This window comes from Henriciella sp., assembly GCF_029937755.1.
Taxonomy (GTDB): Bacteria; Pseudomonadota; Alphaproteobacteria; order Caulobacterales; family Hyphomonadaceae; genus Henriciella.
Window position 1 is genome coordinate 196,302 of sequence record NZ_JAPYPG010000002.1, and the last position, 18,853, is coordinate 215,154.

19 protein-coding genes are annotated in these 18,853 nt (G+C 58.2%); 6 read left to right on the forward strand and 13 right to left on the reverse strand.

What is annotated here, in order from left to right; genetic code table 11:
* Nucleotides 1-38 precede the first annotated feature (38 nt).
* Complete coding sequence (locus Q1K29_RS06290; RefSeq protein WP_300392106.1) at nt 39-599, forward strand: YqgE/AlgH family protein; 561 nt, start codon at nt 39-41, stop codon at nt 597-599.
* Here the strand turns inward: Q1K29_RS06290 and Q1K29_RS06295 are convergent.
* From Q1K29_RS06295 to coxB, 10 genes are all read right to left on the reverse strand, one after another.
* Complete coding sequence (locus tag Q1K29_RS06295; protein ID WP_300392107.1) at nt 596-1,636, reverse strand: EAL domain-containing protein; 1,041 nt, start codon at nt 1,634-1,636, stop codon at nt 596-598. The genes Q1K29_RS06290 and Q1K29_RS06295 overlap by 4 nt on opposite strands.
* A gap of 41 nt (nt 1,637-1,677) precedes the next feature.
* A complete protein-coding gene (thrC, locus tag Q1K29_RS06300; RefSeq protein ID WP_300392108.1) occupies nt 1,678-3,060 on the reverse strand; it encodes a threonine synthase in 1,383 nt (460 codons plus the stop codon).
* A 4-nt stretch (nt 3,061-3,064) separates the two neighbouring features.
* A complete protein-coding gene (locus tag Q1K29_RS06305) occupies nt 3,065-3,742 on the reverse strand; it encodes an SURF1 family cytochrome oxidase biogenesis protein (protein ID WP_300392109.1) in 678 nt (225 codons plus the stop codon).
* An 11-nt stretch (nt 3,743-3,753) separates the two neighbouring features.
* On the reverse strand, nt 3,754-4,134 hold the full coding sequence (locus tag Q1K29_RS06310) for a DUF983 domain-containing protein (protein ID WP_300392111.1): 381 nt from the start codon (nt 4,132-4,134) through the stop codon (nt 3,754-3,756).
* A 6-nt stretch (nt 4,135-4,140) separates the two neighbouring features.
* Nucleotides 4,141-5,013, reverse strand: a complete 873-nt coding sequence (locus Q1K29_RS06315; protein WP_300392113.1) for a cytochrome c oxidase subunit 3 — start codon at nt 5,011-5,013, stop codon at nt 4,141-4,143.
* A 72-nt stretch (nt 5,014-5,085) separates the two neighbouring features.
* Entirely contained in the window at nt 5,086-5,634 is a 549-nt protein-coding gene (locus Q1K29_RS06320) for a cytochrome c oxidase assembly protein (RefSeq protein ID WP_300392115.1), read from the reverse strand.
* Complete coding sequence (locus Q1K29_RS06325) at nt 5,631-5,900, reverse strand: hypothetical protein (protein WP_300392117.1); 270 nt, start codon at nt 5,898-5,900, stop codon at nt 5,631-5,633. Before Q1K29_RS06325 ends, Q1K29_RS06320 begins: the two co-directional genes overlap by 4 nt.
* Nucleotides 5,897-6,865, reverse strand: coding sequence for a heme o synthase (locus Q1K29_RS06330; protein ID WP_300392119.1), 969 nt, complete (start codon nt 6,863-6,865; stop codon nt 5,897-5,899). Before Q1K29_RS06330 ends, Q1K29_RS06325 begins: the two co-directional genes overlap by 4 nt.
* Nucleotides 6,866-6,952: 87 nt before the next feature.
* Nucleotides 6,953-8,626: a cytochrome c oxidase subunit I gene (gene ctaD / locus Q1K29_RS06335; RefSeq protein WP_366524175.1), complete on the reverse strand. Its 1,674-nt coding sequence runs from the start codon at nt 8,624-8,626 to the stop codon at nt 6,953-6,955.
* Nucleotides 8,627-8,652: 26 nt separating this feature from the next.
* On the reverse strand, nt 8,653-9,606 hold the full coding sequence (gene coxB, locus Q1K29_RS06340; protein ID WP_300392125.1) for a cytochrome c oxidase subunit II: 954 nt from the start codon (nt 9,604-9,606) through the stop codon (nt 8,653-8,655).
* A gap of 158 nt (nt 9,607-9,764) precedes the next feature.
* On the opposite strand from coxB, the gene Q1K29_RS06345 reads away from it, so the two are divergent.
* The 3 genes from Q1K29_RS06345 (at nt 9,765) to Q1K29_RS06355 (ending at nt 12,280) form a co-directional block, all read left to right on the forward strand.
* A complete protein-coding gene (locus Q1K29_RS06345) occupies nt 9,765-10,313 on the forward strand; it encodes a tetratricopeptide repeat protein (protein ID WP_300392127.1) in 549 nt (182 codons plus the stop codon).
* A 55-nt stretch (nt 10,314-10,368) separates the two neighbouring features.
* Nucleotides 10,369-11,772: a metalloprotease TldD gene (gene tldD / locus Q1K29_RS06350; RefSeq protein WP_300392130.1), complete on the forward strand. Its 1,404-nt coding sequence runs from the start codon at nt 10,369-10,371 to the stop codon at nt 11,770-11,772.
* A 175-nt stretch (nt 11,773-11,947) separates the two neighbouring features.
* Nucleotides 11,948-12,280, forward strand: a complete 333-nt coding sequence (locus tag Q1K29_RS06355) for a rhodanese-like domain-containing protein (protein ID WP_300392133.1) — start codon at nt 11,948-11,950, stop codon at nt 12,278-12,280.
* Nucleotides 12,281-12,313: 33 nt separating this feature from the next.
* Here Q1K29_RS06355 and Q1K29_RS06360 read toward each other — a convergent pair whose 3' ends face one another.
* From Q1K29_RS06360 to Q1K29_RS06370, 3 genes are all read right to left on the reverse strand, one after another.
* The gene (locus Q1K29_RS06360; protein WP_300392136.1) at nt 12,314-14,137 is read right to left on the reverse strand and encodes a peptide MFS transporter; all 1,824 of its coding nucleotides are present in this window, start codon (nt 14,135-14,137) and stop codon (nt 12,314-12,316) included.
* A gap of 124 nt (nt 14,138-14,261) precedes the next feature.
* Nucleotides 14,262-15,641 (reverse strand): glutamate--cysteine ligase, encoded by a 1,380-nt coding sequence (locus Q1K29_RS06365; RefSeq protein WP_300392139.1) that lies wholly within the window; start codon nt 15,639-15,641, stop codon nt 14,262-14,264.
* 15 nt (nt 15,642-15,656) lie between these two features.
* On the reverse strand, nt 15,657-16,418 hold the full coding sequence (locus Q1K29_RS06370) for a 16S rRNA (uracil(1498)-N(3))-methyltransferase (RefSeq protein ID WP_300392142.1): 762 nt from the start codon (nt 16,416-16,418) through the stop codon (nt 15,657-15,659).
* A gap of 57 nt (nt 16,419-16,475) precedes the next feature.
* On the opposite strand from Q1K29_RS06370, the gene Q1K29_RS06375 reads away from it, so the two are divergent.
* Nucleotides 16,476-17,840, forward strand: a complete 1,365-nt coding sequence (locus Q1K29_RS06375; protein ID WP_300392145.1) for an NAD-dependent succinate-semialdehyde dehydrogenase — start codon at nt 16,476-16,478, stop codon at nt 17,838-17,840.
* 26 nt (nt 17,841-17,866) lie between these two features.
* The gene (locus Q1K29_RS06380) at nt 17,867-18,847 is read left to right on the forward strand and encodes a 4-hydroxybenzoate octaprenyltransferase (protein WP_300392148.1); all 981 of its coding nucleotides are present in this window, start codon (nt 17,867-17,869) and stop codon (nt 18,845-18,847) included.
* Nucleotides 18,848-18,853: the final 6 nt, after the last annotated feature.

The window sequence follows — 18,853 nt, forward strand, 5'->3', positions numbered from 1 at the left end:
CTGAGTCAGCCTGTCTGTCAGGCGAAAGGATCCAGACCATGATGCAGGATCTGACAGGCAAGCTCCTGATCGCGATGCCCGGCATTGGAGATAACCGCTTTTCCCGCTCGCTCGTCCTCGTCTGCGCGCATGAGCCGGATTATGCGATGGGCATTGCGCTCAACAAGCCAATCGACGACCTCACACTTCCGCAACTGTTGACACAGCTCGGGATCGAGCAGGATATCCGCGTGCCTGAAAGCGCTGTCCTGAGCGGTGGCCCTGTCGGGACAGATCGCGGTTTTGTGGTCCACAGCGACGATTTTCACTCCGAGGGCGCAACGATGGACATTAGCCACGGATGCTGCCTGACAGCGACCCGCGACATCTTACTGGCCATCGCCTCCGGAGACGCCCCTCGCGAATCAATCATGGCCCTCGGTTATGCCGGATGGGGGGCCGGACAGCTTGAAACCGAAATCGCGGAAAATGCCTGGCTGGTTGGCGAACCGATCCCCGATCTCGTCTATGGCGCCGAGCATGACAGCAAATGGGGCCGCGCTCTGAAGCTCATGGGAATTGATGCATCGCGCCTGCACTTTGGCGGCGGCAACGCCTAGTCCGAGACATTGAGCAGCTTGCCAGCCTCAACAGCCGATATGGGATGAGAGAAAGCAAAACCCTGCGCGTAATGGAAGCCTAGCGTGCGCAGAAGGCCAATCTGTTCCAGTTTTTCGATACCTTCCGCCGTCGCGCTCATCTTCAAGCGGGATGCCAGTAGCGTCATCGTCTCGAGGATTACGCGGACCTTTTCGGAGTCGATCTGCCGCGTGAGTTCGGGATCGATTTTCAAGCCGTCTGCCGGCAAGGCAGCCAGCCAGGAAAAGGACGAATGGCCTGAACCGAAGTCATCGAGAATGACGCCCGCCCCTGCTTTTTTGAGGGCTTCGGCCACACGAATGGCTTCCTGCCCGTCCCTGAGGGCCGCCTGTTCCGTAAGCTCGATACGCAACTGACCGGGTTCAAAGCCGTGACCTGAGATCAGCGCCTCTATAAGGCCGGGCAGATCTTCCCGCGCAAGGTCACGACCAGTCAGATTGACGTTGACGAACAGGCCCGTGTGTCCGGCCTTTTGCCACGATCCCAGTGCTTCACTGGCACGGATGAGCATGTTTGGCGCAAGAGCGTCATCGGCCAGACCGACATCACCCGACTGATGCCCTGGAGGCGCTCCGCCCCATCGAGCGAGGGCCTCAAAGCCTGCAATCCGTCCGCTTGAGAGTGAGACGATCGGCTGGAATGCCGCATCAAGTCCGGGGCCTGGGGCGAGGATATGCGAGTACGCTTCCGAAAGGTCATCCTGCAGGAGGTCTCCCGAAGCGGCCCCCTTGGCATCGAAATGCCCGACAAGATGAACGGCCCCGCCTTTGGACAGGCCAATCGCGCATGCGACATCACGCTTTGCACCATTGGAAAAGTCCAGCGCGCGCTCCAGCCGGCTACGACTGAAACCATCAAGGATCACCCCGAGCGCATTCAGCGTCCAGGTCCCACCGAGATCATCGAGCGCGGCATGTTTGTCGGGTTCAATCCGGAGACGCTTCATCTCCGGATCCCACCACCAATGACCAACCGTTGCCGCTGACTCTATCTGCATGGGGAAGAGTCTAGACGGTTCAGACCCAGCTGACGAGAGCGCTAGGCTCTCTGGCGGGCGCGTATGTAGTCGCGCACTGCAGAAACATCATTGGCGACATGCTCGAAGACTTCGTCGCGCGCCGCCACGCCTTGAACACGAAGCGGGAGATCCGGGCGTATGCCCGTCGCTTTTTCCACAGTTTCCGGGAATTTGGCCGCGTGCGCCGTAGCCAGGACAACCGTCACGGCATCGCTCTCGGGCAAAGCTCGAGCAACTGATGTTCCGACCGCAGTATGCGGGCAAATAAGCCAGCCGGTTTCACCGTACACCCGCTTCATTTCAGCCAGCGTATCGGAATTGGAGACACTGCGAGCACTAAGCCCTGTGCAGGAGAGCGGCCCCTTGACCCGATCCGGTAACGGCACATCTCCACTCTGCGCGAATTGCTCATAGAGTTGGCGGACGAGATCTGCATCACGGCCCGACGCTTCGAAGAGAAGACGCTCGAAGTTGCTTGGTATGGAGATGTCCATGGCTGGGCTTGGCGTTGCCACGGCACTTGCCCGGCTCATTTTCCCATCCTGCAGCAAGACCCGCAGTGCATCATTTTCATTCACGGCACAGATGGCCTCAAACCCGGCGAGCCCGCCGCAACAGGCGGCGACATAGCCAGCAAGCGCATCGCCCATATTCCCGCTGGGAACCACAAAGCGAAGCGGCCGATCAGTCCCTAGTGCAGCCTGAGCCGTCGCATAGTAGACGGCCTGGGCAGCAATGCGCGCCCAGTTGATAGAGTTAACCCCGGAGAGACCGGAGCGCGCAACAAAGTCCCTATCGGCAAAGAGTGACTTCACGATCGCCTGGCACGCATCGAAATCCTCATCGATGGCAAGGTTGTGGACATTACCTGCCCCCGTTGTCGTCATGAACAGCCGCTGCACGGGCGAGATGCGCTCGTGCGGATGCAGGATGAAGAGGTCGACATTGGTCGCGCCGGCAAAGGCCGCCGCTGCGGCACCTCCAGTATCCCCGGACGTCGCGCAAGTGACACTCATCCGCTCTCCGCGTTGGGATAGCGCTTGATCGAAGAGTTCCGCAATCAGCTGCATCGCGATGTCCTTGAAGGCGAGCGTCGGCCCGTGGTGCAACTCCATCAGGAACGCGTCCGGACCCCACTGCACGAGCGGGGCAACGGACTGGTGAGCAAAAGACTTGTAGGCGCGCACACAGATACGCTGCAGCGTCTCTCCGTCGATCTCCTCTTCCGCGAAAGCGCCGATTACGCGCGCTGCGACATCGACATAGCGTTCATGCGGCCCAGCTGGCGCGATCTTCGGCCAGGTCTCCGGCACATAGAGACCGCCATCAGGCGCGAGCCCTGACAGGCAAGCGTCGAGAAAGCCGACCGGACTGGCCTGACCGCGCGTCGAAATGAATTTCATGGACCTACCTCTTGAAGCGCAACCGTCCTCTGGAATGATGGAAGGCGAGGTACACGCCAATAAGCGCGAGGGCCAGCCCCCACCAGGTCAGCGCATACCCAAAATGGCGCTCGGGCGGCAACGGATCTCGAACCACAGGAGTAGCGTAAGGGTTCTCGGTCTGGCGTGAGCGCGTGAGGTCAGAGGCAAGCCGGATTGTTACGGTGTCTGGCTCAACAACCTGGGGCGCAGACTGCGGATCGTAGCCGAGATTGGTGAGCATGGCTGCACCGTCAAATTGGTACCAGATATTTTGTTCTGGCTGGTTCGTGCCGCCAAATCCCTGTTTACTGGCCTTGCGTACAAAGACATTGGCAGTCAGCTCTGCATCAGTCGCTTCCGAAACTGGCATTGGAACAGGTTCTGTGCCCGATGTGGCATCCCAGAGCATGAGAACGACGTCGCCCTGATTATTGATACGCCCCGGTACATATCGGCGCCAAACGGCTTCGCCATCGATTATGCCATAGACCTGCTGCGCCATTCCTGAATTGTCGGTGGCCGGCGCAACCTGGACCAGCTTGAAGAGCGTCTCTTCTATAGGATCGCTGTCTAGCTTTTCGCTATAGCGGCCGTACTGCCAGTTGCCGAGATAAATCAAAATGCCAAGGCTCAAGAGCGTCAGGACGCTCAGAAGCGGCATAGGCCGGAACTTCATTGCCCTTCCTCGTCCTTGTCAGACCACTGCGCTTCTTCCGCGTGATTCTTCCATTGGAGCGCGAACATCAACGACTTGAAAGGCCGCAGAAGGATAAGGGCAAGCACGATAATGACCGGCGTCCAGAGGATCAGATGAACCCAGAATGGCGGCTGGAACACAGCCTGCACAAGCAGCACAGGTGGCATGATCAGGATGCCAAGCAGGAACATGACGAAAAAGGCCGGCCCATCACCGGAGTCAGCCTTTGAAAAGTCAGCCCCGCATGCCGTGCAATATGGGGCCAGACCGAGATAGGACTTGAAAACCGGTCCTTCCCCGCAGGCCGGGCAGCGACAGCGCAACCCGGCCGTTATGGGAGAGACGTCGCGCGCCACCTCGGATCAGTGACCCATGACGATGTACGGGATCACGTAGACGAAAGCGAACAGGAACAGCCACACAACATCCACGAAGTGCCAGTACCAAGCAGCGAATTCAAAGCCGAGATGCTTTTTCGCCGACATGCCGCCCGACATCAGGCGGATCAGGCAGACGGTCAGGAAAATCGTGCCGATGACGACGTGGGCGCCATGGAAGCCAGTCGCCATGAAGAAGGCCGAGCCATAAAGCGTGCCATCATAGCTGAAGCCCGCATGGGTATATTCCAGTACCTGAAGGCCGGTGAATGAAATGCCGAGAATGATCGTGATGGCGAGCATCAGGATCGCAGTCTTGCGGTTATCATGCTGCAGCGCGTGGTGAGCAGCTGTGACTGTCGTGCCCGATAGCAAAAGAACCAGCGTGTTCATCAGCGGCAGGTGGAACGGGTCGAAAACTTCGACACCGGCTGGCGGCCATTCGGCAAAGCGGCTAAGAGCTTCCTGATAAAGCGGGTTCGTCGCATCGAAGGTGGCACCAGTGCGAACGCCATGGAAGATAGCGAATTCGAAGAAGCTCCAGAACCAGGCGACGAAGAACATGACCTCAGACGCGATGAAGAGAATCATCCCATAGCGAAGGCCGATAGACACGACTGGTGTATGATCGCCGGCGCGGCCCTCCTTGATGACTTCGCGCCACCAGCCAAACATCACATAGATGATGGATACAAAACCGAGTGCCAGAAGCCACCAGGTCCCTTCAGGCATGCCGAACAGGCCCTTCATGTAGGTCACGGCGCCCAGCGCCAGTACGATCATGCTCATCGAGCCCAGCAGCGGCCAGGGCGACGGGTTCACAAGGTGGTAATCGTGTTTAACTTCATCATGAGCCATGGGCCGGCATCCCTCGAATAGTCCCAATAATCTGGCGCCTTTTAGCCTGCGCCGCTTTAGAGTCGCAACACCTCAGTTGAGTGCAGCCGAATTCGCCGCACCTTCGAAACTGTCGGTTTCGTAGAAAGTGTAAGAGAGCGTGATGGTGCGGACATCATTCATATTGCTCTCCCTGTCCATATCCGGCCCGATGAAAAACACGACCGGAAGCTTCTTCGTTGCCCCAGCTTTGACAATCCGCTCTGTGAAGCAGAAACATTCCAGCTTGTTGAAGTAGAGGCCCGCCTTGTGTGGCGTCACATTGTAGGAGGCCATCAGGCTGACATCCTTCGATGAAGTGTTCGTCACCTCATAGAACGCAAGCCCGTGTTCTCCGAGGCTGACATCCATGCTGGTCTGCAATGGGCGGAATCGTACCGGCGCATCAATCACGTTGGCGTCGAAGCGCACGGTAATATCGCGGTCGAGGATGTCCTCAGGGGCGGCCTCAGCTATCTGCGTAGTGCCGCCAAAGCCTGTGACACGGCAGAAAGTGTCATAAAGAGGCTTCGAAGCGAAGGCGAGGCCAAGCATACCCAGGCAGACGGCTCCAAAGCCGAGAGCGAGCGTACGGTTGTTCATTGCTCATCTCCTTCGCTGTTCACCTTATCCTCATCGCCGGCAGGAAGGTCAGGCATCGGCGGGCTGCTGCTTTCCGGATCATTACGCCAATAAAAGCCGCCATCAGGACCAAGATCGGAGTCGCCAAGTCGAATGACTGTCGTAAGCGCCACCAGAATAACAAATGCAAATAGCGCGAGCGCCAGCCAAACGTTACGCTTCTTGCGAGCCCGCCGGGCTTCAGGGCTCAACGGTTCGGGCTGAGGGGGTGAGTTATTATCGCTCATGCGACACCCGGAATAGCGACGTAAGCCCCAAAGCCATGCTCAGCGATGAGCGCCGCAAACATAATGAAGAGGTAAAGGATCGAAAACCCGAATAGGCCTTTTGCTCGTTTCAGGCTCGCTGATGAAGCGCCCTCGTCCCCTGCATCACTGCGCCAGACCTGAAAGGCTAGCGCAAGGAAGATGGCCCCAAGCAATGCGGCAACTGTGCCATAGACGATCCCGCCAAGCCCTGTCAGCACAGGCAGAGCGCCGAGCGGCGCCAGAAAGATTGTGTAGGCAAGGATCTGGTTACGGGTCGCCGCTGCGCCATGGGTTACGGGCAGCATGGGCACGCCCGCTTTCTTGTATTCCTTGTGGGCCAAGAGCGAGAGCGCCCAGAAATGTGGGGGTGTCCAGAAAAAGATGATCGCGAAGAGAAGCCAGGCGTCTAGCGGAGCCGTACCTGTCACCGCCGCCCAGCCAATAACCGGAGGAAATGCTCCAGCAGCCCCGCCGACCACGATGTTCTGGGGCGTGCGGCGTTTCAGGAGCATCGTGTAGAACCAGCCATAGTACGCGATCGACAAGGCTAACAGGCCGGCAGCCAAGGCGTTCGACGCAAGCCACATCAGAAGAACAGAGACGCCCGACATGATGAGCCCCATCGCCAGAGCCTCGTCACGCGGAACCGCGCCTGACGGGATCGGGCGGGTCGATGTACGCTTCATCACCGCGTCGATATCAGCATCGTACCACATGTTAATCGCGCCTGCGGCACCGGAGCCAAGCGCTACGGCCAGGGTCGCAATCGCTGCCATCACGGGATTTATGGAAACACCGCTGACGCTCTGGGCCGCCACGAGTCCTGCAAGGGCGGTGAACACCACGAGCATCATGATGCGCGGCTTCATGAGCTGCACATAGTCGCCAGCGGTCGCTGGTCGCGGCTGCGTGTCAATCAGGTTGGATGCGTCAGTCGAAGACATGTTCTTTCCTGTCATCTTGAGCAGAAACGGCCCTCTGCGTCTTCTGCGCAAAGGGCCGCCCCCGAAATACTCGCCGTTCAGCGTCCCTTAGTGATGGCTCTCAGGCTTCACTTCGGGCAGTTCATTGAACTGGTGGAAGGGCGGCGGCGAAGGCAGCGTCCATTCGAGCGTGGTAGCACCCTCACCCCAGGGATTACCAACACCCTTCCGCCGGCGGATCGCAGCTTCAATCACGCCAATGAAGAAGATTGCCGTTGCGACCAGCGTGACCGCATAACCGATGGAGGACCAGAAGTGCCAGGTCGCAAAGCCGTCAGCATAGTCGATATAGCGGCGCGGCATGCCGTTCAGACCAAGGAAGTGCTGCGGGAAGAAGAGCAGGTTCGACCCGATGAACATCGTCCAGAAGTGGGCGTAGCCAATCGTCTTGTTGTACTTCACGCCAAACATCTTCTCGAACCAGTAGTACCAGCCCGCAAACAGACCGAAAACGGCGCCCAGCGACAGCACATAGTGGAAGTGCGCGACCACGTAGTACGTGTCGTGGAGCACATGGTCGATACCGGCATTGGCAAGGACAACACCCGTCACACCACCAACGGTGAAAAGGAAGATGAAGCCGATGGCCCAGACCATGGGAACTTCGAAATCGATCGAGCCGCCCCACATGGTCGCGATCCATGAGAAGATCTTGATGCCTGTCGGGACGGCAATGACCATAGTGGCCGCCACGAAGTAGGCCTTCATGTCAGACGGCATCCCGACAGTGTACATGTGGTGCGCCCACACGATGAAGCCGATCGCACCAATCGAGACCATGGCGTAGGCCATGCCGAGATAGCCGAAGACGGGCTTCTTCGAAAAGGTCGACACGATGTGCGAGATGATGCCGAAGGCCGGCAGGATCATGATGTAGACTTCCGGATGACCGAAGAACCAGAACAGGTGCTGGAACATAATCGGGTCACCACCACCAGACGGATCGAAGAATTGCGACCCGAAGTTACGGTCGGTCAGCAACATGGTCAGCGCACCGGCCAGCACCGGAAGCGCAAGCAGGAGCAGGACAGCCGTCACCAGCACGGACCAGGCGAAAAGCGGCATCTTGTGCAGCGTCATGCCAGGAGCACGCATATTCAGGATCGTCACGATGAAGTTGATGGCACCAAGGATGGACGCAATACCGGCCGTGTGAAGCGATAGGATGAGAAGGTCCATGGAGGGTCCGGGATGTCCGGTCGTGCTCGACAGCGGCGGATAAAGCACCCAGCCACCACCAAAGCCGAGGAACTGGCCGGTGCCCGGGATCAGCATCGAGACGCAAGCCATGATAAAGGCAGCAACGGTCAGCCAGAACGAAATATTGTTCATCCGCGGGAAGGCCATGTCAGGTGCACCGATCATGAGCGGAACAAACCAGTTGCCGAAACCGCCGATCAAAGCTGGCATGACCATGAAGAAGATCATGATCAGGCCGTGGTAGGTGATTACGACGTTGTAGAAGTGTTTGGCGTGCTCGATCGCCTGATCGCCCTGATAGCCAAACATTTCCATGAGGCCGGTGAGCGGGCCAATACCTGGCTGCGCGAGCTCCCAACGAATAAGACCAGACAGCGTATAGCCAACGATACCCGCGCATAGCGCGAACACCAGGTACAATGTACCGATGTCCTTGTGGTTGGTCGAAAGGAACCAGCGCGCAAAGAAGCCCGGCTTGTGATCATGGGCATGATCGTCATGGGCGGTGGAGACTTGATCCATAGCCATATCGGAAAATCCTCGGGTGATTACTGGGCCTGGGCGAGGCGCGTGGTCGCGTCCGTCGGCTCATCGGTTGAAACAGTTTGTTGAGGCTCGGGCAGTCCTTCAAAGGCTGCCTCGAACTCGCCAGCTTTCAGCGTTTCGATCCACGTCTCGTAAGCATCAGGGCTCACAACGCGAATCTCAATCGGCATGAAGGCGTGATCCTTGCCACAAAGCTCGGAGCACTGGCCGTAATAGGTGCCTTCTTCCTCTACCAGGAACCAACCTTCGTTGAGACGCCCCGGCACCGCGTCAGTCTTGATACCGAAAGCTGGCATCGCGAAGGAGTGAATTACGTCAGATGCGGCCGTCTGGTAGCGGATATAACGGTTCACAGGCAGCACGAGCGGATAGTCGACGGCAAGGTTGCGTGGGCCACGAGCTGCGTCAATATTGTCCGAGCTCAGACCGCGCTGCAGCGGGTTAGAGACGAACTCGACGGGATAGCCAGCATCATCCTGCTCGTCCGGGAAGGAATAGGTCCAGTTCCACTGGTTGCCCTGTGCCTTGACCGTAACCCAGCCTGCCTCTGCAGCTTCAGGATAGATGTTCGGGTTGTCATCGCTGGATTGGGCAATCTGCTCAAGGTCTGGCTCATTTTCCTGGTAGAACAGGTTCGAGAACGACGGACCGGCAATCGCAACCAGAATCAGAACGGGAACAACTGTCCAGACCACCTCAACCAACGTATTGTGGCTGAACTTACGCGGCACCGGGTTGGAACGCTTGTTGTAGCGCAGGCAAGCCCAGATGATCAGCGCAAGAACAAACAGCGTGATCACGGTTATGATGATGAGAAGATACGTATGAAAGCCATGCAGCCGCTCCATAATGCGGGTTGCGGCAGGCTGAAGATTCAAGGCGCCATTTTCCGGCTGCGCGGCATGTGCCAGTGCGCCGAAGGGCAAAAGGCTGAGAAGTGCTACGATGAAACGCACGGACCCGACTCCCTAAGTAACAGATGAGGCTTGCCATAACTACACTCTTGCAAGGCGTCCACCCAAGCCCTCAGTGTTTTCAAATTTGTCGCAGCCAATTCGCCCGGTACCGCGAAACGCGCTATATTACCTCCACATTGATTGCTGGAGAAAACAGAATGCACCGCATATCCATACTCGGCGCTGTCGTGGCAATTGCAGGCGCCAGCGCATCCGCACAGGTTTTTGTCGTTGGCGGCGGCCTGGCCAAGGACTGCTACGAATACGCTCGGAGCGGCAACTACTCATTTCGAACAGCAGACGAATCCTGCACTCGCGCCATTCAGGAAGAAACCATGACCCGCCCCAATCGCGCCGCGACTTATGTGAATCGGGGCGTCATCCGGATGCGCGAGGGCGACTATGAAGATGCGCTAGACGATTACGCCAAGGCGATTGAGATGAAACCGGACCTTGGCGCGGCGTTTCTCAACAAGGGCGCCGCCCATATCTATCTCAAGGATTTCGAGACCGCCCTGCCCGCGCTCAACCGCGCGATCGAACTGGGCTCAGAAGACATTTTTGCGGCCTATTACAATCGCGCGATCGCCCGGGAAAATACCGGTGATGTGACGGGAGCCTATCAAGACTTCCAGAGAGCCTTGGAACTGAACCCCGGTTGGGAGCTTGCCGAGCGCCAACTGAACCGGTTCACGGTCAAGCAGTAGTGTCACAGCGCCTTGTGCCTTGCACCGCTGCGCATGAGGTCCCATTCTCAGTTTCATGCTTGAGAACGAACTTCCCTTTGACCGTCAGGAAGCCACCAGCATCCTGGCGGAAGCCTGCAACGGCGCCGACGACGGCGACATCTATGTTCAGCGTTCGCGCTCCGAACAGTTCCTTTTTGACGATGGACGGCTGAAATCCGCCGCTTACGACACCAGCCAAGGCTTCGGCCTGCGAGTGATTGCTGGCGAAACGAGCGGCAACGCACATGCCGGCGAGCTTTCCATTGATGCGATCAGGCGTGCGGCAACGACAGCAGCGGCGGCCAAGCGCGGATATCAAGGATCGCTTGATCTGAGCCCACAACCCATCAATCGCCGACTATACGCACCGATTGATCCAACAGAAGCACCAGGGTTCGGCGTAAAAACCGAGCTGATGGGGGAAATCGACGCTTGGGTGCGGGCCAGGGATCCGCGCGTCGTCCAAGTCTCCGTGTCCCTTGCTGGCAACCGCGAGGAAATCGACGTGTTGCGTCCGGCTGGCGACACGTTTCACGACGTGCGTCCGCTCGTGCGTCTGAATGTTTCAGTGACACTCGAGAAAGATGGACGGCGCGAATCGGCGAGCGCTGGCGCTGGGGGTCGGGCTTCCTATGATGAGTGGATAGCGCCAGAGCGTTGGAAGAAGCTCGCCGAACGCGCCATTCGCAAGGCAGAAATCAATCTCGAATCGATTCCCGCTCCGGCCGGAGAAATGGAAGTCGTACTCGGTCCGGGCTGGCCGGCTGTCCTCCTCCACGAAGCCGTCGGTCACGGCTTGGAAGGTGACTTCAACCGCAAACAGACCTCGGTCTATGCTGGGCGAATCGGCGAGCAGGTCGCAGCCAAGGGCGTGACCGTTATTGATGATGGCTCGATTGATGCCCGCCGCGGCTCGCTCTCATTCGATGACGAGGGCACCCCGACCCAGCGCACGGTTCTGATCGAAGACGGCATCCTCAAAGGCTACATGCAGGATCGCCAGAACGCCCGTCTGATGGGTATGGCCCCCACAGGGAATGGTCGGCGCGAATCGTATGACGCCGGCATCATGCCCCGGATGACAAACACTGTGATGCTTGGCGGAAAAGATGATCCCGAAGAGATCGTCAAATCCATGAAACGCGGCATCTGGGCGGTCGATTTCGGCGGCGGTCAAGTCGACATCACCTCTGGCAATTTCGTCTTCCAGTGCACGGAGGCCTATCTTGTCGAGGACGGCAAGGTGATCGCGCCGGTCAAGAACGCGACCTTGATTGGTCACGGCCCGACAGCCCTCAACAAGGTTTCCATGATTGGCAATGACTTCGCCATGGATGACGGTATTGGCACATGTGGCAAGGCGGGGCAGTCCGTCCCGGTCGGTGTCGGGCAGCCCACGCTGAAGGTCGATTCCCTGACCGTTGGTGGCGCCGGGTAACGATGCACAGGTATCGATGCAGGGCATCTGAAGCATCACACGAATTGGCTGTGCTGGGGAAACGGCTGGCTGTGCTATGTAGTACCGGATGAAACGTCAGATCATATGTGCTCTGGTGGGCTCGTTGGCTCTGCTTTGCACAACGCCAGCTTCTGCTCAGGGACTGCCACAGGAAATGCCAGTCTCGAAGGCTGACCTGATGGTCCGCCGAACCGGTGGCCTTCTCATCGATGTACGCACGCCCGAGGAATGGAAACAGACCGGCGTTCCGGTCACCGCTCACACCGTGTCCGTCGATGATAGCGACTTCATATATCAGGTCGACAGGATCACAGGCGGGGACAAGAGCCAGCGCATTGCTCTGATCTGCCGGACAGGCGACCTCTCTGGGCAAGCCCGCGAGCGACTAATCAAAGCGGGATATCAGAATGTCACGATCGTAGCGGGCGGCGTCTCTGGACCGAATGGCTGGATTGATGCTGACCTGCCTGTGCGACCCTATCGATGAAGACGGGGATTCATCGCTGGAAGCCACTCGCCGCTAGTCCAGGTTCCGCTCTAGCGTCACGCCAGATGCATCGACCTCACCACGCCGGTCCTTATGGCTATCGCTGCCCTCTGCATGTTTGGTGAGATTGCGCAGCCAAGGGCTGGCGACAAGTAGAATGACACCGAGACCAACAGCGGCCCCGCCGAGTTGGAGGTAGACCGCATTGTAAGCCGCGAGGCTTTGTTCCGTTGGCGCACCTTCAGGCACCTGGGTGGCCTGGGCGATACCCGCCGCGATGACGTTGGCGTAGGACGAGGCAAGGAACCAGTAGCCCATCATGAAGCCGACAATCTGCTTTGCGGATAGCTTGGTCACAGCCGACAGGCCCACCGGCGAAAGGAAGATTTCACCCGTCGTGTGAAGCAGGTACATCAGCATGATGAAGAGAACTGAAATCCGGAGCGCCCCGTCCGCATCCGGGACAGCAGTCTGTATGCCTAAATTCAATACAAAGAAGCCAGCACCGATCTGGATCATTGCCAGACCGAACTTGATGAAGCTGTTCGGCTCAATGCCGCGGTTACCGAGATAGGTCCAGAGCACGGCGATCAGCGGCGCAAAGTACATGATGTAAAGCGGATTTGCGGACTGCAGAACCGGCGCCGGGAACGGCGATCCCATGACCTGATTGTCAACATGAGCAGCGGCAAACAGGTTGAGCGAAGTCGGTCCCTGGTCGAAAAGCGCCCAGAAGAGCACCGACGAGACCGTCAGGATCAGAAGGCCAATCATGGCGTTTCGCGTGTCTGCCTCAAGCTTTGTCAGCATGTATACGATGATGCCCAGCGTCACGATGGCAAATACCCCGTGCATGACGAGCGTCATGATGCTGGCGATCTGGAGCAGGAAGAACGCCGCAACGGCAAATGCAAGGCCGGCCCCATAGACGAGCCATTCGCGGTTCAGGCCGGCAAAGACGGGGGTCTTGAGGTCCACGTCAGCCGGAGGCTCGGCGCGGCCTTCGAGCCAGCCCTGGCCCCATACAAAGACGACCAGGCCAGCCAGCATGCCAACGGCCGCAAGGCCAAAACCGGCCCACCAGCCAAACTGGGCAGCGGCAAGCGCACAGAAAATGCCCGACAGGAATGAGCCGAGGTTGATCCCCATATAGTAAAGGGTAAAGCCCGAATCCCGGCGGCGATCGCCTTGGTCATAAAGCGCACCGACGCAGGTTGAGATGTTCGGCTTGAGAAAGCCAACCCCCGCCACGATGAGCGCGAGAGCAGCAAACAGGATAGTCGCAAAGAGAGGATTGCGTTCTTCTTCGAGTGTGCCCGTAAGTGTCGTTTCCTGACCATTCTCGACGAAGGTCACTTCGCGCGTGGTAGACCCTTCTTCTGGCTGCACAAATCGGTCAATCTCAATCTGTTCACCGTCAATTACGATAAAACGCTCACGAGCTTCACTATAGTCAGGGCGTTCCAGCTCATAAACGGTTCCGTCAACGACCAGTGTCTCGTCCGCTGAGGGCCCGTGAATGCCCATGAGGCCGTGCCCCGCAACGAGCAGGATGGCACCGAACGTCACCGCCTTTCGGAAGCCGATATACTTGTCAGCCAGCCAGCCGCCGAGAAGCGGCCCGAGATACACAAGTGCTACATAGGCACCATACAAGGTTAGCGAGAAGCTGCTTTCGAAGAGGAAATGCCAGGTCAAGTAGAAGATGAGGAGCGCCCGCATCCCGTAATAGGAAAAGCGCTCCCACATTTCCGCAAAGAATAGAATGTACAGGCCCTTTGGGTGTTTTCTCAGCTGCCACATCGTGAAAACGATTGGCGGCAGCGCCACCAGAATTGCGAAAATTGCAATGCCCATAAGTGCTCCCTGAACCTTTTCGGCACGACTCGACGCGCCTTACCCGCCGCCACTAACAGCACGCGAATAACTGCGGCTCAAGCAAGGATGTGCCATTTGTCCAGGGATTGGCGCAATATGCGCCCTAGTAGGCCAAGGTCTCAAAGGCCGGTTCCACCCGCCTGCCCCACTCACCGTAATACAGCTCCAGGAGCCGGTCAGCCGGGGTTAGCCCGCTTGAGGCGATTTCGTCGAGTTCGGAGAGGAAGCCTGATTCATCGTCGCCAGCCGTATTGTATTTGCTTCGTGCCTTGAGGCCCTGACGGCTGATGGCAAGGGCATCCAATGCAATATCGCGCAGGTTTCGACCACCGGGCACAGGGGTCTTGAGGCCAAGTGTGCCAACTGACTGTCGCACCGCCTCACGCTCAGGCGCAGACCACTCCTTCACGAGATCCCACGCCGCATCCAGCGAGGCATCGTCATATAGAATGCCCGTCCAGAATGCGGAGAAAGCGCAGAGTCGGCTCCATGGGCCCGAATCCGAGCCCCGCATTTCGAGGAAGCGTTTAAGCCGGACCTCCGGGAATATCGTTGAGAGATGATCGACGAAATCATCAATCGCCGGCTTCTCGCCTGGCAGGATATCGAGCTTCCCGTCCAGAAAGTCTCGAAAGCTCAAGCCGGACGCGTCGAGGTACTTGCCGCCACGACGGACAAAGTACATCGGCACATCGAGTGCATAGTCGACATAGCGCTCAAACCCCGCGCCATCCTCGAACATGAAGGGGAGCATGCCAGAACGGTCCGGATCCGTATCCGTCCAGATGTGCGAGCGGTAGGACAGGAAGCCGTTTGTACGCCCCTCAGTAAAAGGCGAATTCGCAAACAGCGCGGTGCCCACCGGCTGCAACGCTAGCGAAACACGAAACTTCTTCACCATATCGGCTTCAGTCGCAAAATCCATGTTTGCCTGGACCGTGCAGGTCCGGAACATCATCTCGCGCCCCAATCGCCCGACCTTAAGCATGTAATCCCGCATGATCTTGTAGCGGCCCTTGGGCATCATCGGGGTCTCATCCATCGACCACAGCGGTGACGAGCCCATGCCGAGAAAGCCTATACCAAGCGGATCGGCAATTTCCCGGACTTCCCGCAGATGGTCGCCGACTTCGTTACAGGTCTGGTGAATATGTTCCAGTGGAGCGCCGGACAGTTCGAACTGTCCACCAGGCTCAAGGCTGACGCTCGCGCCGTCCTTTTTGAGGCCAATCAGATGGCCGCCCTCAATGATGGGCTCCCAATTGAAGCGGTCACGTAACCCCTCAAGCATGGCCTGGACAGATACATCACCATTATAAGGCAGCGGCCTGAGCCCGGCCCGAATGAAGCCGAACTTCTCGTGCTCAGTACCAATTTTCCAGTCCACTTTAGGCGTACAGCCCGCCTCGATCCACTCCACCATCTCGGATTTGGATTCGATGCGTGGAGCGGTTTCGTCGATATCGGATGTGGGGGTCGTCATGTGTCCGGCTGCCCTCTAGCCATTTTCTGTTTCTGGCAGATAGGGATCATCGCGCCAGTCGCCAACCAGCGATTGCCAAAGTGTTAGCGCCGAGACAACTGCTGTTTCCGCCCGCAGGATGCGAGGGCCGAGTGTGACTGGGATCACAAAGTCGAGAGCCCGGAGCCGGTCCCGTTCAGCTGGCGAGAAGCCCCCTTCCGGCCCGATCAGCAGGCCCGCCCGAGCCGGATCAGCCTTCGCCAATACGTCCGCCATTGGAGCGGCCGCGCCCGCCTCATCGCAATAATAGAGCGGCACTGATGCATCCCAGCTGTCGAGTGCTCTCCATAGCGAGCTGTCATCCTCAACCGTCGGAATATCCATTCGTTCGGTCTGTTCAGCTGCCTCGATCACAACAGCCTGAAGCCGGTCACTGCGCACCCGGCTAGCTTGAGTGAATTCAGTCATGACTGGCACAATACGCCGGACGCCCAACTCGCACGCTTTCTCAACGACGAAGTTTGTTCGCGTCTTCTTGAGCGGTGCAAACAGAAGCATGATATCAGGCGTTTCCAGTTGTGGGCGTGTGCAGACCTCCGGCACCAGCGATGCCTTCTTGGCGCTTTCATGGATCAGCCGAGCCTGCCACTCGCCATCGCGTCCATTGAAGACACGAAGAAGTGCGCCGTCTTCCAGTCTCATGACCCTGAGCAGGTATTTTGCCTGCTTTTCGTCGAGCGATACGGACTGCCCTTCAGCAAGGGGAGCGTCGATAAAAAGTCGGGGCGCGGAACTCATCGAGCCCATATAGGCTTCACCTTCACAAGAGTTAAGCCAGCAAAAGAGGCGAGAGACATGAGCGTGCAGTCGGTCAATCCAGCCAATGAAGAAGTCATCGAAACCTTTGAGCCTCACAATGATGTCGACATCGAACATCGTGTGGCGGCGGCCCACGAGGCTTATACGCACTGGCGGCTGACAAGTTTCGACAAGCGCGCCGACCTTCTCCGTGCCGCCGCGAGTGTCCTGGAGGACCGTAAGGAAACGCTCGCCCGGCAAATGGTTAAGGAAATGGGCAAACCACTGGCTCAGGCGACTGGCGAAGTGGAAAAGTGCGTATGGGTTTGCCGGCACTATGCAGAGAATGGAGAGGCCTATCTGGCGGACGAGACAATCAAGACCGACGCCAAGTCTGCCTATGTCCATCACCTGCCTATCGGCCCCGTTCTTGCCGTCATGCCATGGAACTTCCCTCTTTGGCAGGTCTTCCGTTTTGCCGCTCCCGCCCTCATGGCGGGCAATGTCGGTTTGCTAAAGCACGCATCGAATGTCTGGCGCTGCGCCATCAATATCGAAGAAATCTTTCATGAGGCCGGCTTCCCGCAGGGCTGCTTTCAGACACTGTTGATCGGCTCAGACAAGGTGTCCCGCGTCATTGAGGATGACCGTGTAAAGGCAGCGACACTGACCGGCTCCGGACCAGCGGGAAGCGCCGTGGCTTCGAAAGCGGGAGAACAGATCAAGCCAACCGTACTCGAACTTGGCGGCACAGACGCCTTTATCGTCATGCCTTCGGCCGATATCGACGCAGCGGTCGAAACGGCGATTGACGGGCGGGTCCAGAATACCGGCCAGTCATGCATCGCTGCCAAACGCTTCTTCGTCCATGAGGGCATCTATGACAGTTTTCGGGAGAAGTTCGTCGAAGGCATGAAGGCGCTGAAAACAGGCGACCCTATGGAAGATGGCGTGAAGATCGGGCCGCTTGCCATGAAAGCCATCCGCGACGATCTGAAGGATCAAGTCGAGCGATCCATTTCTGCCGGCGCGACGCCACTGCTCACACAACCTGAACTCCCAGAGAGAGGCTGGTGGACCGCTCCACAAGTCCTTGAAGGGGCTCCTGACATGGCCCCCGCCTCCAGGGAAGAGATGTTTGGCCCTGTCGCTTCGCTTTGGAAGATGTCCACGCTTGCGGACGCCATTGAGCGGGCCAATCGGAGCGAGTTCGGGCTCGGCTCGGCCATTTTCACCAATGAGAAAGCAGATATCGAGGTCGCCGTCCGCGATCTTGAAGCGGGATCTACCTTTGTAAATTCAAAGGTCGCAAGCGATCCGCGCCTGCCATTAGGTGGTGTGAAAAAATCGGGTTATGGCCGCGAACTTGCTGGCGATGGTATCCGGGCATTTGTGAACCGGAAGACAGTATCTATCGCCTGAGGGGCAAAATTCGCTATAGGGGCGGGATGACAGAGAGCAAAGACGATTCTGCGAACAGCGAACCGATCGAGGCAGAGTTCGAGGAAAAGCCCAGCGCGGAAGCCCGAGCGCCGGCTGACAGCGCACTTCCAGAATGGCTGATCTCGCTGCCCAACAGGTTCCGTCCGTACGCAGCCCTCGCGCGGCTCGACCGGCCAATCGGGACGTGGCTTGTCTTACTGCCAACGCTGGCATCCTTCGCGTACACCCGCATTCCGACCGGGTTCTACTGGATTGATCTGTGGTGGCAGTTCCTGTTTCTGATCGGCGCCGTCGTGATGCGCGGCGCGGCCTGTACCTGGAACGACATCACCGACCGGGAATTCGATGCCCAGGTAGCGCGGACCGCTAGCCGCCCCCTGCCATCTGGTGATGTATCGGTGCGCAACGCCTATATTTTCCTGGGTGCCCAGCTCTTTATCGGGTTTCTTGCCTGGCTTTGCCTGCCGCTCGACGCAAAGATTGTGGCCCTTCTCGCCATTCCACTGATCACCGCCTATCCGTTCATGAAACGGGTCACCTGGTGGCCGCAAGCCTGGCTGGGGGCAACCATCAACTGGGGTGTCCTCGTCGCCGCAGCGACCGCCATGCATGTTTCGTTCGCCACGCTCGTCCTGTTCCTCGGCTTTGCATGCTGGACAGTCGCTTATGACACGATCTACGCGATACAGGACGAGGAAGACGATGCCATTATTGGTGTGAAATCGACGGCCCGTCTGATGGGTGAACGGGTCATCCTTGGCGCTTTTTCATTTTTCCTGCTTGCGGCGGCCTGTTTTGCTGTGGCTGCTGCAGCGACAGGCGCCACGCGAATCGGCGCAATCACAGTGATCGCCTTCCTCATCCATGCAATCTGGCAAGTGCACACGCTTGACCAGGACAAGGGCTCGGCGCTGAAGGTGTTTAAGTCGAATGCTTGGGCGGCACTCATTCTCGTCGCCGGGTTCACGCTCGCAGCCATCGTTTAGGCTGAG